General features: G+C 39.7%; 17 protein-coding genes and 2 tRNA genes. 5 read left to right on the top strand and 14 right to left on the bottom strand.

Features of this window, described 5'->3' with window-relative positions; translation table 11 throughout:
- Positions 1 to 131: 131 nt before the first annotated feature.
- From J4N25_RS09420 to J4N25_RS09395, 6 genes are all read right to left on the bottom strand, one after another.
- Entirely contained in the window at positions 132 to 971 is an 840-nt protein-coding gene (locus J4N25_RS09420) for an energy transducer TonB (protein ID WP_207421941.1), read from the bottom strand.
- Between the two features lie 24 nt (positions 972 to 995).
- Positions 996 to 1,550, bottom strand: a complete 555-nt coding sequence (locus J4N25_RS09415; protein WP_207421940.1) for an ExbD/TolR family protein — start codon at positions 1,548 to 1,550, stop codon at positions 996 to 998.
- Positions 1,551 to 1,574: 24 nt separating this feature from the next.
- On the bottom strand, positions 1,575 to 2,195 hold the full coding sequence (locus tag J4N25_RS09410; protein WP_207421939.1) for an ExbD/TolR family protein: 621 nt from the start codon (positions 2,193 to 2,195) through the stop codon (positions 1,575 to 1,577).
- 95 nt (positions 2,196 to 2,290) lie between these two features.
- Complete coding sequence (locus tag J4N25_RS09405) at positions 2,291 to 3,115, bottom strand: MotA/TolQ/ExbB proton channel family protein (protein WP_207421938.1); 825 nt, start codon at positions 3,113 to 3,115, stop codon at positions 2,291 to 2,293.
- Between the two features lie 309 nt (positions 3,116 to 3,424).
- On the bottom strand, positions 3,425 to 3,772 hold the full coding sequence (locus J4N25_RS09400; RefSeq protein ID WP_207421937.1) for a translation initiation factor: 348 nt from the start codon (positions 3,770 to 3,772) through the stop codon (positions 3,425 to 3,427).
- A 3-nt stretch (positions 3,773 to 3,775) separates the two neighbouring features.
- The gene (locus J4N25_RS09395) at positions 3,776 to 4,660 is read right to left on the bottom strand and encodes a diacylglycerol/lipid kinase family protein (RefSeq protein ID WP_207421936.1); all 885 of its coding nucleotides are present in this window, start codon (positions 4,658 to 4,660) and stop codon (positions 3,776 to 3,778) included.
- A gap of 196 nt (positions 4,661 to 4,856) precedes the next feature.
- Between J4N25_RS09395 and metK the strand changes: the two genes are divergently transcribed.
- The 4 genes from metK to J4N25_RS09375 all read left to right on the top strand — a co-directional run bounded on the left by metK (position 4,857) and on the right by J4N25_RS09375 (position 8,196).
- Positions 4,857 to 6,110 (top strand): methionine adenosyltransferase, encoded by a 1,254-nt coding sequence (metK, locus tag J4N25_RS09390; RefSeq protein ID WP_207421935.1) that lies wholly within the window; start codon positions 4,857 to 4,859, stop codon positions 6,108 to 6,110.
- A 78-nt stretch (positions 6,111 to 6,188) separates the two neighbouring features.
- Entirely contained in the window at positions 6,189 to 6,749 is a 561-nt protein-coding gene (locus J4N25_RS09385) for an NUDIX domain-containing protein (RefSeq protein ID WP_207421934.1), read from the top strand.
- The gene (locus tag J4N25_RS09380; RefSeq protein WP_207421933.1) at positions 6,746 to 7,462 is read left to right on the top strand and encodes a family 16 glycosylhydrolase; all 717 of its coding nucleotides are present in this window, start codon (positions 6,746 to 6,748) and stop codon (positions 7,460 to 7,462) included. Before J4N25_RS09385 ends, J4N25_RS09380 begins: the two co-directional genes overlap by 4 nt.
- A complete protein-coding gene (locus tag J4N25_RS09375; protein ID WP_207421932.1) occupies positions 7,459 to 8,196 on the top strand; it encodes a lysophospholipid acyltransferase family protein in 738 nt (245 codons plus the stop codon). The genes J4N25_RS09380 and J4N25_RS09375 overlap by 4 nt, the downstream gene beginning before the upstream one ends.
- Before the next feature lies 1 nt (position 8,197).
- Here J4N25_RS09375 and J4N25_RS09370 read toward each other — a convergent pair whose 3' ends face one another.
- From J4N25_RS09370 to J4N25_RS09345, 6 genes are all read right to left on the bottom strand, one after another.
- On the bottom strand, positions 8,198 to 8,923 hold the full coding sequence (locus J4N25_RS09370; protein ID WP_207421931.1) for a LytR/AlgR family response regulator transcription factor: 726 nt from the start codon (positions 8,921 to 8,923) through the stop codon (positions 8,198 to 8,200).
- A gap of 1 nt (position 8,924) precedes the next feature.
- Positions 8,925 to 9,935 (bottom strand): sensor histidine kinase, encoded by a 1,011-nt coding sequence (locus tag J4N25_RS09365; RefSeq protein WP_207421930.1) that lies wholly within the window; start codon positions 9,933 to 9,935, stop codon positions 8,925 to 8,927.
- An 89-nt stretch (positions 9,936 to 10,024) separates the two neighbouring features.
- Positions 10,025 to 11,239 (bottom strand): acetate/propionate family kinase, encoded by a 1,215-nt coding sequence (locus tag J4N25_RS09360; protein ID WP_207421929.1) that lies wholly within the window; start codon positions 11,237 to 11,239, stop codon positions 10,025 to 10,027.
- A 28-nt stretch (positions 11,240 to 11,267) separates the two neighbouring features.
- On the bottom strand, positions 11,268 to 13,358 hold the full coding sequence (gene pta, locus J4N25_RS09355) for a phosphate acetyltransferase (RefSeq protein WP_207421928.1): 2,091 nt from the start codon (positions 13,356 to 13,358) through the stop codon (positions 11,268 to 11,270).
- Between the two features lie 512 nt (positions 13,359 to 13,870).
- Positions 13,871 to 14,080, bottom strand: a complete 210-nt coding sequence (locus J4N25_RS09350) for a hypothetical protein (RefSeq protein ID WP_207421927.1) — start codon at positions 14,078 to 14,080, stop codon at positions 13,871 to 13,873.
- A gap of 247 nt (positions 14,081 to 14,327) precedes the next feature.
- A tRNA-Asp gene (locus tag J4N25_RS09345) sits at positions 14,328 to 14,401 on the bottom strand.
- A 206-nt stretch (positions 14,402 to 14,607) separates the two neighbouring features.
- Here J4N25_RS09345 and J4N25_RS09340 point away from each other — a divergent pair.
- Positions 14,608 to 15,105, top strand: coding sequence for a peptidase associated/transthyretin-like domain-containing protein (locus tag J4N25_RS09340; protein ID WP_207421926.1), 498 nt, complete (start codon positions 14,608 to 14,610; stop codon positions 15,103 to 15,105).
- A gap of 112 nt (positions 15,106 to 15,217) precedes the next feature.
- Here the strand turns inward: J4N25_RS09340 and J4N25_RS09335 are convergent.
- Together J4N25_RS09335 and prfA are read right to left on the bottom strand one after the other, a co-directional pair.
- A tRNA-Asp gene (locus tag J4N25_RS09335) sits at positions 15,218 to 15,291 on the bottom strand.
- 100 nt (positions 15,292 to 15,391) lie between these two features.
- Entirely contained in the window at positions 15,392 to 16,465 is a 1,074-nt protein-coding gene (prfA, locus tag J4N25_RS09330; protein ID WP_207421925.1) for a peptide chain release factor 1, read from the bottom strand.
- Between the last annotated feature and the right edge of the window lie 127 nt (positions 16,466 to 16,592).

Below are 16,592 nucleotides of genomic sequence, written 5' to 3'. Positions count from 1 at the left end.
GTAAAAAACTTTGTAAAGATGACCAGCAGCCCTAAGACAAGAAAAAACGCAATTCTGATAAACCTAAAAACAAACAGAAATCGCTTTTCGGGCGATTTCTGTTGACTTTGTCTGTATGACATGGTATTTTTTTATTGAGCTTCTAAGTTCAATACGATAGGGATAGTATAACTTACACGTACAGGACGGCCGTTCTGGATACCCGGATTCCACTTTTTAGATTTCTTAAGAACCCGAATAGCTTCATCTCCAGTTCCCATTCCAAGATCTCTTACAACTTTGATATCTGTAAGACTTCCGTCTTTCTCAACAACGAAGTTTAAGATTACTCTTCCTGACACTCCCTGCTCCTTAGCTGCAGCCGGATAGTTGTAAGATCTTCCCACATATTCGTAGAATTTATTCATACCTCCAGGAAATTCGGGTTGCACTTCTATGTTTGCTACCTCGTATACACCGTTATCCTCTACAACAGCTGCTTGTTGAGTTGGAGGAGCTTCACCCACAGGTTGATCAATACGAACTTCAGCATTTGGATCCCCTTCAATTGTTTTCTGACCAGGGTCTTTAACTGCAAGTTCTTCCTGACTCGGTGGTTCTTCCTCACGAACCTGCTCTGCCGGAACAACAACCGGAGGAGGGAACCTCACCTGGTCAACACGTGGCTTCGGAGGTTCTGCTGCTGGAGGCGGAGGCGGAGCAGCCTCGTCTACAGGAGGAGGTGTACTTAAAACTACCTCTGTCTCTATTATCCTCTCTTGTTCTTCTTCTTTCTCGCCCATCAAGCCTTTAATCTTGGCGGCAATCAAAGGAGAACTAACAAGCAAGATAAAGCATATAGCCCCTATTATAAGAGCCTTATTCGTGGTTTTGGCGTTCTCCTTACGAAGCACATACGCTCCGTAAGCCTGATTCCGTCCAGTGAAGACAACATCAAGCCAAACCGGATTAAAAATATCTAACTTTGCCATTTTCTTCTTATATGGTACAAATAACTAGTAAAGTCCGTCACGTTTTAATAAACCAATCTCGGGCTCGGAAATATCTACAATTGCATAAGTACCCCCGCCAACACCGATATTGGTAATTTTCATTTCATCCAGGATATCTACCAGGTTTTTGTAGTTAGCTTGATCGCTTGCTTTAATAAGCACAATTAAGCCCTTTCCTGTTTTAGATTTGATCTCCTTCGATTTCTCTAAAAGAGCTTTTCTTATTCCGTCTTTTCCGTAGTTGTCAACTTGTGGTGATGTTAATGGATTATCAACCAAACCTATATACCATTCTAAACGATCATTCTTTCCTAAGAGAATAGTCATGGTACGGTTATCAGCCACGTCAAACTTGTCGTCGGTTTTTTCATCTTTATCCGGCATTGCAAGGTCCATCGCTTGTGGCTTTGCAAGTGTTGTGGTAAGCATAAAGAATGTGATCAGAAGAAACATCAAGTCAACCATGGGAGTCATATCCACACGGGCATTCTGCTTTTTACTTCTAACCTTGCCACCCTTTTTCTTACCTCCACCACCGGAGCTGTCTAATTCTGCCATTTATAATATTTTTTAAGGACCAAACTAATCGAGCCCTTCTAGTGAAGTAATTAAACTGAACTTGTTTACCTCTTGCGACTGTAGAATATCAATGACCCTCTTAACTACTTTATAGTTTTCCTTAGAATCCCCTTTAATAGAGATCCTTAATTCTTTATCATTTAATTCTTTAGTTGCATAACGGGCGTTATATATCCACTCACGTAGTTCTGAAGGATTTCTACCAACAGAATCAGTAGGAATTCCTGCTTGAACACCCTCTTTATTTCTCTTGTCACCAGGTAAGGCAATTAATTGCTTTAACTGTGCAATTGGAACACCGAAGTTATCCATCAACGAGAAACGCTTTTTCTCTTGATCAGTAAATTGAATATTATAACGCTCACCCATTCTTTCAAGCATTCTTATACGAACAGGTTGGCCAGCAACACCGAAGAAAACTTTACCCTGACCAATAGTTAGGGTAGCTATATCAGTGGTTGGTAACTTAATTTTAACAGTCGACGAGGGAGTATCCACCGGCAGCGGCTCTGGTTGGCGAGCTGTTGCTGTTAAGATAAAGAATGTTAACAGCAGCGATGCCACGTCACACATCGCCGTCATGTCGATAACTGTGCTCTTTCTAGGAACTTTTACTTTAGGCATCTTTTTATTTTATAACTGATTCCTGTATGCTTTTATATAGTGATGAAAAAGTCCGGGAAATTCCATAAAGTCCCGGACAAAACTTTCACTAAATTTTATTTATGAGTACTTGCATAGGTTTGTACAATCGAAAATCCTGCTTCATCGATTGAATAAGTTAATTTATCAATTTTAGAAGTGAACACGTTGTACATAATGATCGCAACAGTTGAAGTAGCGATACCAGTTGCTGTATTGATCAAGGCCTCAGAGATACCATTCGCTAGAGCAGCCTGGTCAGGAGCACCTGCAGTCGCTAACGCCGCGAACGACTTGATCATACCTGTTACTGTACCTAGTAGACCTGTTAATGTACCTACTGATACCAAAGTCGCAATGATAGTAAGGTTTTGCTCCAACATTGGCATTTCAAGAGCCGTTGCCTCTTCAATGTCTTTCTGGATTGCTAATGAAGCTTGCTCGATATCTAAATTAGGATCAGCTTCCACCTCACGGTATTTTTTCAAACCTGATTTGATTACATTAGCTACAGATCCTTTTTGTTTATCGCATTCTGCTACTGCAGCTTCGATGTTTCCAGTTGATAGTAATCCTTGAATTCTTTTCACAAAAGTCTCTACGTTTCCAGTACCAGCTGCTTTGCTGATCACAAAAAACCGCTCTATCGAAAACACGATTACCATTAATAGCATACCGATTAGAATAGGAACGATGAATCCACCCTTGTAAACCATCGCAAAATAGTTGCCTGGTAGCGGGTGACCTTCTGGATTTCCACCTTCGAAGTTTGATGGGCTACCCATAACAAATTTCCAAAGGAGAACTCCAATTACAATGCAGAATACCATTGTAAGACTTGCAAAAATACTTGAACCTGAGCTTTCTTTCTTAGCTGTTGTTGGTTTTGGTGCGGTTGCCATTTTCTCTTAAAATTTAGTTTTTAGTTTTAGTTTTAATTATAGTATATAAAATTGATATGCTAAGCAATCTACGCAGCTAAATGCGCAAAAATAATATTCTTTCTCAATTATAGAATTCTAACTAATTTTCATCGTATTCAATCAGCGGTATCTTCCGACCTGGCAAAAACTGATGCTAATTACAACAGTTGCCACCTGCTCTTTATTATTTTACAATGAAAACTATTTTTTTCTTCAATTACAAGTCGCAATATAAACAGAATTCATTAAAAAAGTCAAAATTCGATTACAATCCAACACCAGAGGGCACTATCCTCCCACTTTCTTAACCTTGTATTCATTTTGTTTTAACAATTCAATAACCTTGTCCCTGAAATCCCCCTGGATAAGTATCTCACCATCTTTTGCCGAACCACCAACACCGCATTTTTGTTTCAAAAACTTACCCAGTGCCGCAATATCTTCTTCTTTTCCGACAAAACCAGTGACCAAAGTCACAGCTTTCCCTCCTCTTTGCTTTTTATCCAGCTGAACCCTTAAATCCTGCTGTTTTGGCGGTAAAGTTTCCAGCTCATCTTGCTGCTCATAATCATAGGCAAATTCCGGATTGGTAGAATAAACCACACCGGTGATGTTCTTGTTTTTCTTTGACATCATTATTTAATGTAAAACTTTTAAAGACAAAGGTTTTATGCTAGCTAGTATATCTCCGTTCACCCTGCGCGGTTCTCCGTCTAAATGAATCACTTCCGGAGCATCAACATTTGTAGTCTTTATACGTATATTTTTTCCTTTTATTATTTCTACATACCTCGATTTTTCAGAAGTTTTACTAAAAAGGTGGTATACCATAACAGGGAAATGATATAAAGGAAAAGGCTTGACGATACATAGATCTAACAATCCATCCTTTAATGATGCTGTAGGAGCTATATAAGCATTATTTCCATACTGTGAGGAATTAGCAATACTGATCATAAATGCATCCCGCTCCATCTTCTTTCCGTCTATCTCGATCAGGTATTTTTTCGCTTTATAATTCAAAATCTCATTGAAGGTTGTTTTTACATAACCTTGAAAACCGCGGTTGGGCAACATCGTAAACTGGTAACTAATGCGAGCGTCAAAGCCTACGCCGCCCATGTTGAAGAACTTGTAACCGGCGAGTTCTGCGGTATCGATCACCTCTATTCTAAACCGGTTCAAGGCCCTTAACGCTCTTTCTGCCTTTAAAGATACATTTAATGAACGCGCCAGTCCATTGCCTGATCCGAAAGGAATGATACCCATGATACTATTCGTTCCTTCTACTGCAGAGGCAACCTCATTGATAGTACCGTCCCCTCCTACTGCCACTATAACATCTACACCTTCACCTATCGCCTTTTCAGCTAACATATAGGCATGGCCCGCCCGCTCCGAAAACTCGAACTGTGGTTCGTACACCTCGCGATCAAGAATCTTATCAGCAAGGGACTGAAAATTCCTTTTGTTCTTCCCTCCCGATATCGGGTTAATAATAAACAGTATACTCTTCTTTAACACTATAGCGAAATAAGCTTTAATTTTTCATAAATTAAAAATTATTGTACTTTCGCAATTGCAAAAAAGGTGGATTGATTTGCTATGCCTAAATACTGGCTCTGATTGCAACCACGTAAAAAAAAGTGCTAATCTTTACTATTTTTTACTTCTCTGCAATCTGCCGTCCCCTTAATTAAACATTTTAACATAAGTTTTTATGCCTTATTTATTTACGTCCGAGTCTGTTTCAGAAGGGCATCCTGATAAAGTTGCGGATCAAATATCAGATGCATTGATCGACAACTTTCTAGCTTGGGATGCAGACTCAAAAGTGGCCTGTGAAACCCTAGTAACCACGGGTCAGGTAATTTTAGCTGGAGAAGTAAAGTCAAGCACTTACCTAGATGTACAGAAGATAGCCCGGGAAGTAATTAAGAAGATTGGTTACACCAAGTCGGAATACATGTTTGAAGCTAATTCCTGCGGAGTTCTATCTGCTATCCACGAGCAATCAGCAGATATAAACCAGGGCGTTGACCGTAAGGAAAAACAAGAACAAGGTGCAGGCGATCAGGGAATGATGTTCGGTTATGCAACAAATGAAACTGATAATTACATGCCTCTTGCCCTTGATCTTGCACACAATCTTCTGATTGAGTTAGCGGCTCTAAGAAGAGAAGGATCAGATATCAGTTATCTACGTCCAGATGCAAAATCTCAGGTTACTATCGAATACAGTGATGATCATAAACCCATTCGTATTGATTCTATAGTTGTCTCCACTCAGCACGACGAATTCGACAGCGAGGAAAACATGCAGAGAAAGATTCGCGAGGACATCATTAATATTTTGATTCCAAGGGTTAAAGCTAAGCTAGGCACCGAACTTCAAGCCCTGTTTACTGATCACATAAAATACCATATTAACCCTACAGGGAAATTTGTGATCGGTGGACCACACGGAGATACAGGTCTGACAGGTAGAAAGATCATTGTAGATACCTATGGAGGTAAAGGAGCACACGGAGGAGGAGCATTTTCAGGTAAAGATCCTTCGAAAGTTGATCGTTCCGCAGCTTACGCAACCCGTCATATCGCAAAAAACCTGGTCGCAGCAGGTATTGCCGACGAAGTTTTGGTTCAGGTATCATATGCTATTGGAGTTAAAGATCCAATGGGGATCTATGTGAACACCAACGGAACGTCTAAAGTAAGCCTTACCGATGGAGAGATTGCCCAGAAAGTAGGAGAGCTATTTGACATGACTCCTTTTGGAATAGAAAGCAGGTTAAAGCTAAGAAACCCAATTTACTCTGAAACTGCTGCTTATGGCCATATGGGAAGAAATCCGGAGACTGTTGTCAAAACATTCGAAGGTGCTAATGGAGAGAAACTAGAGGTTGAGGTAGAGCTTTTCACTTGGGAAAAGCTAGACTACGTTGACAAAGTAAAACAAGCATTTGGAAAATAATTTGAAAGCCTCCTGCCAAACAGGGGGCTTTTTCAATTTGTATGTCCTATAATTACTAAAAAACTCTACTTATCAGAAATGGTTGACGAAACAAAAAACCCCTGGACTACGCTCTCAGGAAGAGAAATTTATGACAATCCCTGGATTAACGTTACTGAGTACCAGGTCATTAATCCTTCTGGAGGAAAAGGAATTTATGGAAAAGTTCATTTTAAGAACTTCGCATTAGGAGTACTCCCTCTTGACGATGAAATGCATACTTACCTTGTAGGTCAATACCGTTACACCTTAAATCAATATTCATGGGAGATACCGGAAGGCGGAGGCCCTTTTGGGATCGAACCTCTAGAGTCTGCAAAAAGGGAACTATTGGAAGAAACCGGACTAACGGCCACTGAATGGACCCAGCTAATGCCTTTCCATCTTTCCAATTCTGTTTGCAACGAATTCGGATATATTTACCTGGCCAGAGGATTACAGCAAGGCGAAGCAGAACCAGAAGAAACCGAAGACCTGCAAATAAAACGACTTCCGTTTGATGAAGCGTACCAAATGGTTATTGACGGAAAAATAACGGACTCACTTAGTGTTGCTGCAATACTGAGGGTTAAAATTATGATCCTTGAAAATAAGTTATGATAAAAGGCTGGAGATGGTTTCTACTAGCTCCGGCTATCCTTTTTCATCAGGAAGATTACGCGCAGGGGATGGTTAGTGATCAACTATACTTTGAAGACTACTTCGAAACCTTCGATAAACAACATTGGACTAAAGCTTCGCATACATTCGAAAATAATCTGGCTTACTTTTCTGGAAGGAATCTTTTTGCCCGAGATGGAAGATTACATCTTAAGCTCACTTCTGTAGCGCGAAAAGGAAAACAGTATTCAGGAGCGGAAATACGGACTCGTAAAGGTTTCAAATATGGAAAGTTTGTTGCAAGACTGAAACCAGCTAAAGGGAGCGGCATAATTTCTGGTTTTTTCCTATATGATACGAAAGGCAGAGCACATGAAGAGATTGATATTGAGTTTACAGGAAAAGAAACAAACCTTATTCATTTTAACCACTGGGTAAACAAGACTGAAAGTCCGTTCTCCGTTCAATTAGATTTCGATGCCGCGAATAGTTATCACGAGTATTCTATTTTATGGTTACCTGATTATATTTGCTGGGAAATTGACGGAAAAGAGGTTTATAGAACAAACACCAATATTCCCCACTCGGAAATGAAACTGATGTTTAATATTTGGGCATCAAAAACTAACAGTTGGACGGGGGCTCTTGATGAATCAAGTTTGCCAGCAACAATAGAAATTGATTATATTAAAATATATTCATACAAGGAATGAATAAATTACTAGGCTACATCTTTACTCCATTACAATATCTGGTTTACGGACTTTCTTTAGTGATCTTCCATCCCTTGCAATGGCTTTGTCTGAAAGTTGGAGGCTACACCGCGCACAAGAAATGCGTAGATATCTTAAATTTTTTTTTAGTCAGCTCCTTTTATTTTGCGGGAACAAGAGTAAGCTTTAAAAACTCTTATGATCTGCCTGTTAACCGTTCCATCATTTTTGTTGCCAACCATCAAAGCATGCATGATATACCTCCACTAATCTGGTATTTGCGCAGGTATCATGCTAAATTTATTTCAAAGATTGAGCTTACCAAAGGTATTCCAAGTGTTTCCTTTAATCTCCTTCACGGCGGCGGTGCAAACATTGACCGAAAAGACGCAAAACAGTCTATTATGGAATTAATGAAATTGGGCCAAAGAATGAAGGAAAATACATGGTCGGCAGTAATTTTTCCAGAAGGCACCCGGTCTAAAACAGGAGAAGTGAAATCTTTCAATACAGGTGGAGTTGCTGCTCTTTTAAAGAAAGTTCCGGATGCATTAATAGTTCCTATTGCGATTGAAAATGCATGGAAATTTGTCCGGTATGGCAATTATCCATTGAGTTTTGGAGAACACCTTAAATTTACGGTACTTGAGCCGATCGAACCCAAAGGGAAATCGGTAGATGAAGTAGTTATAACAGCGGAGAACCTCATTAGGGGAAAGGTAAATGGTGCCTAGCCTAAATATTCTTATCCTCGATCTGCTTAAAAAAACTATCACGATAGGTGTCGCCAATCGGTATAACCTTTTCCGCGATCTGAATTCTGCTTCTTTCTATGCTTTCAATCTTGTCGATAGAAACAATATAGGATTTGTGAACACGAGCAAATCGGCCTGAGGGCAAAACCTCTTCCATTTTTTTCATGTGCTGTAATGTAATGATACGTTCAGCATGGGTAAAAATGGATATATAGTCTTTCAATCCCTCGATATATAAGATATCATTAATATATATCTTTTGAATCCTATGCTCAGTTTTTACAAATATAAAGTCCGGCGACTGACTCACCACTTTTTCAGCAACAGGTGGAGTGACTACAGGCTGCTGAACCAAAATCTGGGCCTGAACTTTACTAACAGCTTTGTAAAAGCGATCAAAGGCTATCGGCTTTAATAAATAATCGCAGATATCCAGCTCATATCCATCTAAGGCGTACTGTGAGTAAGCTGTCGTTAGGATCACTTTACATTTCCCGTTAAGGATCTTCAGAAACTGAATACCCGTAAGTTCTGGCATCTGAACATCGAGGAACACGAGATCCACCTGATCCTGCTGTACTATAGAAAGAGCTTCAAATGCGCTTGTGGTAGATCTAATAAGCTGAAGAAAAGGCACCTTATCGATATAATCTACAAGGATATCGAGAGCCAGAGGTTCATCATCAACGACAAGGCAGCGTATCATTTTATAAAACTAAAGATAATTCACTACAATAGGTAACTTCCCTATCCGTAATATTCAAATAATACCTTTCCGGGTAAAGAAGATCAAGACGCCTCTTAACATTACTCAAGCCAATACCACTGGTTAGATCTTTGTTATGCGAACTCTTCCGGTTCATTACACTAAAGTTCAATCTATCTTTAGCAATCTTTACTTCAATAATGATCGGATGGAGAGGATCTGAAGCTACTCCATGTTTAAAGGCATTTTCAACAAATGCTATCAGTATCAAAGGAGCGATCTTCTTATCCTGATCATCACCTTCAACAGTCACCTTTACATAAGCATCATTCTTAAATCTCAACTTCTGAAGCTCGATATAATTATCAAGGTATCTTAGCTCTCGTGACAAATCCACCCTCACCTCATTACTTTCTTGAAGCATATAACGCATAATCTCAGAAAGCTTCAAAACAGCTTCCGGCGTTTTCTCTGAGCGCTGATAAGCCAATGAATAAATATTATTTAAAGAATTAAAAAGGAAATGAGGATTTATCTGGGATTTTAGAAAGGCAAGCTCTGCTGCTAGCTTCTCTTTTTCAAGGCTTCGTTTAACCTTTTCATTTACAAACCAATCTGTACTGAACTTTAATGCGGTACTTGTAAAAATGAAAAAAGTACTTGTAAAAACGGAAGCTATATAATAATCCCTGAAACCGATAGCTCCACTTGTTTGACCTCTCACAAGTATTGTATCACTAAAAACGTTGGCCAGCCCGTACTTCAGAAGACCTGAAACAAGGATCAAGCCTATTATACTAGCGGCACAAGCAAGATATTCACGAGAATTAAGGTACCGGGGAAGCAGGTAAAGGTAGTTAACATAGAAAATGGCAATATTACAAAGGCCGAAATAGACGAAGATAACGAAAGCTTCGCTAACCGATCCAGACCTGCTACTTACAAACACGAAAAACAGCAGGAGCACTAGCCAGACTATTGCATGAAGGAAAATTTGCCTAATTCTACTCATCTTCACAAAAATAGTTCAATCGTGAAAGATTAAGAGTAGTATTAGACAAACTCTTCCTTTTTATCTGCCAATGCAACTTATATTGCCGATCAGGCTATAGTTTCCTTCGTCTCAATTAGCTCAAAGCATTCTTTGGCAATTTCCAACTCTTCATTGGTTGGAATAATTAATACTTTAACTTTTCCTTCAGGAAGATTGATTTCCCTGTTTTCTTTTGAGCGCACCTTGTTCTTCTCTACATCGATCGTGATCCCAAAGAAGCCCATATCTGTACACACCATTTCACGGAGTGCAGCGTCGTTTTCACCCACACCAGCCGTAAACACAATTGCATCAAGGCCATTTAATGCCGCGGCATAAGAGCCAATAAACTTCTTAATACGGTAAGCATACATATCATAGGCCAGCTTCGCGTTTTTATCACCTGCATCTATAGCCTTTAAAATATCCCGCATATCGCTAAACCCGGTCAAACCAAGCATTCCACTGCGTTTATTGAATAAAGTATTCACTTGTTCAATATCATATCCCAATTGAGATACCATATGAAATACTACTGAGGCATCAATTGAACCTGTACGTGTTCCCATTATCAAGCCATCAAGAGGAGTTAGTCCCATACTTGTATCAACACACACACCGGCATTGACCGCAGCCATACTGCAGCCATTCCCGAGATGGACAGTGATGATTTTTGCATTAGGATTATCGAGATAGCTTAATGCCTGGCCTGTCACATATTTATGACTGGTGCCATGGAAACCATAAACACGGATACTATTCTCTGTATAAAGAGATTCAGGAAGCGCATAACGGAAAGCCTTCTCAGGCATAGTTTGATGAAATGCCGTATCAAAAACAGCTATCTGGGTTGCTTTGGTAAAGATTTTTTCTGAAACTGTGATACCAATATAGTGCCCCGGATTGTGTAGCGGTGCTAACGTTGAAAGGCGTTTAATTTCCTCCTTTACACCTGGTGTAATCACCGTTGTTTTAGAAAAACTTTCTCCACCGTGAACAATACGATGTCCTACAGACTCTATCTCCTCTGGATTCTGAATTACTCCAATTCCCGGTTCAGTGAGTAACTTACCCACTTCCTTCATACCCATTTCGTGGTCAGCGTACTCCAACACACGTTCAATCACCTTCTCGGTTCCGTCCTGATACACCTTATGAGTAATAATTGAATTCTCAAGACCGATGCGTTCAACCAGGCCGCTACAAATAGGACTTTGATGTGGCCACTTGAAGAATTGATATTTTATAGAACTGCTGCCGCAGTTAACAACGAAAATGTTCATGTTTAAAATCGATATTTAAATTAAAAACTTACTCTTGTGCTTGTATAGCAGTAATGATCACAGTGTTGAAGATATCATCAACAGTACATCCGCGACTTAAATCGTTCACTGGTTTATTCAGTCCCTGAAGCATAGGACCAATGGCCAGAGCACCTGTTTCCCTTTGAACCGCTTTATAAGTATTATTACCAGTATTTAAGTCAGGGAATATAAGCACACTTGCTTGTCCGGCAACCTCAGAATTCGGAAGTTTCTGTTTACCTACAACAGGATCAACAGCGGCATCGTACTGAATAGGACCTTCAACTTTTAGATCAGGACGGGTCGCTTTGATAATTTCAGTGGCTTTGCGAACTTTATCTACGTCCTCTCCTACTCCAGAAGTACCTGAAGAGTATGAAAGCATGGCAATCCTTGGTTCTATTCCAAATTTTTGACTTGTTTCAGCCGATGATATCGCTATTTCTGCTAGTTGTTCTGCAGTAGGGTTAGGGTTAACTGCACAATCACCGAACACTGATACCCTATCAGGAAGACACATGAAAAATACAGAGGACACTGTAGAAATGCCCGGCTTGGTCTTCACAAATTGCAAAGCCGGGCGGATAGTATGTTGGGTAGTATTTACTGCACCCGAAACCATTCCGTCTGCAATTCCTTTGTAGACCATCATTGTACCGAAATATGAAACATCTGTCATCATATCCCTGGCCATTTCCATATTCACGTTTTTAGTTTTGCGGAGCTCATAAAGGGTTTCCACAAAATCGTCGTAATACTCTGAATTTGCGGGGTCTATAATGCTAATCTTATTGGGATCTATAGTAAGTCCTAAACGCTTAATGGAAGCTGCTATTTCAGCAGGTTTTCCAAGCAGGGTTATCTTACAAACTTCTTGAGCTACTAAACGAGCTGCAGCTTTCAAAACACGTTCATCATGCCCCTCAGGTAAGACAATGTGCCTCGACTGGCTCTTAGCCCACTTGGTAAGCTGATACTGGAACATATGAGGAGTTATTCCTTCAGGTTCAAAAGTGATGATCCTCTGGTTAAGTGCCTCTACATCCAGGTACTTATCGAAAATATCAAGTGCCAGCTGTATTTTCTTGGTATTATCCGGGGAGATCCGGGGTTTAATAGCGGCGATTTCAGTGATAGTTTGGAATGTACCGGTTGGAACAGAAATTATTGGTACTACTGTTTGAAGTCCTTCGATCAGTCGGATAATTGGTTCCTCTGGCATTGATCCGGCAGTAAGCACAATACCCGCCACCTTCGGATAACTGGTGGATAAGTTGGCCTGCAATGAACCAATAACAATATCTCCCCTGTCTCCGGGCGTTACAATCAGCACATTTTCTTTCAAGTGATTAAGAAAATTAGGGACATGCATTGCACCTGTAATAAAGTTATCTACCTGGTTGGGCAAATTCTCCTCACCAAATAAAAGCTTCCCGCCAAGACTGTCATGAATTTCCTTCATTGTAGGATTCTCAAGGCTTTTATTTTCAGGAATTACAGCCAGGATGGAACCCTCCTCCAACTGCGAATTCAAAAGCTCCTTTACGTCCTCCAGCTGTTCAGGTTTAACTTTGTTTACAATGGTAGCCAACACCTGCACCTCACGTGATTCGAAGTTTTTATGAAGCGTTAATGCTGAATTAATAATTTGTGCTGTAGTTTTTCCTTTACCTGTAACAACTACGATAACCGGAGCACTTAAGTTCTTAGCGATAGAAACGTTTGCTTCAAACTCAAAAGCCGCACCTTCCCCCACAAAATCGCTACCCTCAATAACGGTAAAATCATAGGTTTCTTCCAGCTGCTTGTATTTGCTGATAATCACGTCGATCATTTCACCCTGGGAGTCGTTCTCTATATGATGCAAAACTTCCGAACGGGTAAATGCATAAATATCCTCGTAGTTAACAGGAAGGCCAAAATGCTGGAGTACTGTTTGAACATGAACATCCTTCTTTTCCGTAGGATGGTAATTTATGATAGGCTTGAAATATCCAATTTTTCTTGCCTTACCCAATAACATATTAATAAGGCCTAATACAACGATCGATTTTCCACTATAAGGCTCGGCTGTTGCTACAAAAACGGTTTTAGTCATTTGCTTATTAAATTATGGTGCCAAATTAGTACCATTGGCAACTTTAAAGAATGATGTGTGTCATCGCAAAAAATAACAATCCTAATTTATACTTCTAAACGAGAGTTTAGTTTTAGATGAAAGGATTTTAGAATTTTTATAAAGAACAGACAAGGGCGAATTTTAAAGTAATCCTTCATATATCCAAGAATACTAAAGAATATTTAAGGTACTTTGGAGCTACCTTGTGCAGTCATTGTTCGAAAAAGTAAGCTTTTACAGCTATCAAACTCTCTTTATTCAAGCAGTATAGTTAACTTATTACTGAGGTATCCATGAGTGATGTATGAGCAAGGCATACAATATTATCGCTATAAGGTGGGTATAAACTCGCTGTAAGGCCACTACAAGGCCGGCGTAAATACTTTAGGATCTAGAAACAGGAGGTAGAATTACAAGAGATTTGCAATAAGCAAAAAAATATGAAGGGATAGCTCTCATCCCCTGGAACAAGAGCTTTTAAAATGATTTATCTAGAATAAGGGTTTACCTGTTTTCATATAAACAGCTGCATTTATTATAAACATCAGTATCTCTACCGGAATCCCAATGTTGTAAAGTAGCCTTCTTATACTATCCTTATGAATAATCTCGTATTGAGTATTAAGAACGCGGTTCACCACATCAACAGAAACTTCAAGAACAGCAAGTCCAAAAATCAGATTGAATAAAATTATTTTCATGTATCAAGTCGACAAATAGTTCAAAATTACCTTAAAGCTTCTGCACAGATCTAACCACGCCAAATAGCTTTGAATATGTCTTCCTCACCATCACTAAATGATTAAAAGGCTGAGGTTGTGAGCTAAAACACCGAACAAATCCAGCTCATCATACGGCTGCAAAAATAAAGAAAATCAGATAGATACGAAGAATTTTTGGAATAAAAACAAGAAAGCCCTGCAAATCTTGCAAGGCTTCAAATTTCTGCGGAATGGACGGGACTCGAACCCGCGACCCCATGCGTGACAGGCATGTATTCTAACCAGCTGAACTACCACTCCGTTCTCCCTTTCGGGTGTGCAAATATGAGTTTTTTAAATGATATGTCAAAACAGAAATTCAAGATTTTTACATCAAAGCACACAAGAAATTACAGATCAAGCAAATATGATCGTCCCCATTTTAATAATCATTGCAAAATGAACACAAAAGTTGTAAAATTGCTCCCAATTAAATCTGTGCGAATTTTAATCTTATTACAATTGTCATGATGAAGAAGATCTTAACCTATTCCTTGATCGCAACTACTGTATTTTCCATGAGTTGCGCGTCCATCGTCTCCAGAAGTAACTATCCTTTAACTGTAAACTCGACACCTACTAATGCGAGTATTACTATAACTGATAAATGGGGTAACTTAGTTTATAAAGGGCAAACACCAGCGGTTACAAACTTAAAATCAGGCGCAGGATTTTTTTCAAGAGCTCAATACCAGATCAAGTTTTCTGCTCCGGGATATTCGGAAAAAATAATACCGGTAAGCAGTAAACTAAACGGTTGGTATTGGGGAAACATTTTATTTGGAGGCCTGATTGGATTTTTAATAGTGGATCCTGCTACGGGAGCAATGTACAGGCTTGAAACAAAGGAATTGAACGAAACCCTTTCCGGAGCGGTGGTAGGAAATCCTCAAAGCGAATTGAGAATTCTGGGACTTAATGAAGTTCCGGTAAATTTGAAAGACAAACTAGTTAAAATTAATTAACAAGAAGTACTATTTTCAAAGAAGAGGGTTGGATAATAAATTCAACCCTTTTTTAGTGCCTCTAAATTTAGACCACAAAAAAAAACCCCTCAGATTTCTCTAAGAGGCTTTGCGGAATGGACGGGACTCGAACCCGCGACCCCATGCGTGACAGGCATGTATTCTAACCAGCTGAACTACCACTCCGTTCTCCCGTTTTGGGACTGCAAATATGAGGTTTTAATTTCTACTTGTCAAAAAAAAGTGAAAATTTTTAAAAAGTAAATTTCGTCCTCAGTTTGCCGGTCTATACTGTCTGACCTTCCTTCATTTTTTCAGCATTTTCTGCAAATTGAAGGGCGTCTATAATTTCTTGAATATCACCATCCATAATAGCAGGGAGGTTATACAAAGTCAATCCAATGCGGTGATCGGTGACACGTCCCTGAGGATAATTGTATGTTCGGATCTTTGCAGACCTATCACCAGTAGATACCATGCTTTTACGTTTTGCAGCAATATCTCCTGTTTGTTTTTGCACCTCCAAGTCATAAAGCCTGCTACGAAGCATTTCCATTGCTCTTTCGCGGTTACCCAGCTGAGAACGTTCAATCTGGCAGACAACTACCATTCCTGTTGGTTTGTGCGTCAGTTGAACTTTAGTTTCAACTTTATTTACGTTCTGACCACCGGCACCACCCGAACGGGAAGTCTGCATCTCAACATCTGCAGGATTTAGATAAAAGTCCACTTCCTCAACCTCCGGCAATACAGCAACAGAAGCAGCAGATGTATGCACACGGCCCTGCGTTTCAGTATCAGGAACACGTTGAACCCGGTGAACACCTGATTCATACTTTAAGGTACCATAAACATCTTCTCCAGAAACTTTTAAAATAACCTCTTTATAACCACCAGCAGTACCTTCAGTAACATCAACAACCTCAACTTTCCAACCTTTCTTTTCAAAGTAGCGGGTGTACATACGGTATAAGTCGCCAGCAAACAGTGCAGCCTCGTCTCCTCCAGTTCCACCACGAATCTCAAATACAGCATTTTTAGCGTCCTGAGGATCTTTAGGAATAAGCATTACCCGTATCTTCTCCTCGAGTTCTTCCTTTTGAGGAACAAGCTCATCCATCTCCATCTTGGCCATCTCACGAAGTTCCTCGTCTTTCTCGTTAGATAAGATCTCTCTGTTCGCCTCAATATTCGAAACAACATTTTTGTAGATTTTGTACTCATCTACGATCTTACCCAAGTCTTTATACTCTTTATTCAATTGGGTAAAGCGCTTCATATCGCTCATAGTAGCAGGATTGCTTAGATCCCTTTCTACTTCTTCCCAACGGAGTTTTATTGCCTCTAATTTATCTAACATGGTATTATTTGATAAGTAACAGTGCAGTCCCTACTTGCCGGATTGATACCCTAAGGCATAGACCGAGCCGCACCATTTCCAAAGGGCACAAAAGTACAGGTTTTTAGCCAATTTCAGAGCAGCTAAT

The organism is Desertivirga brevis, assembly GCF_017355835.1.
This window is presented reverse-complemented; position numbering and strand designations above follow the sequence as displayed.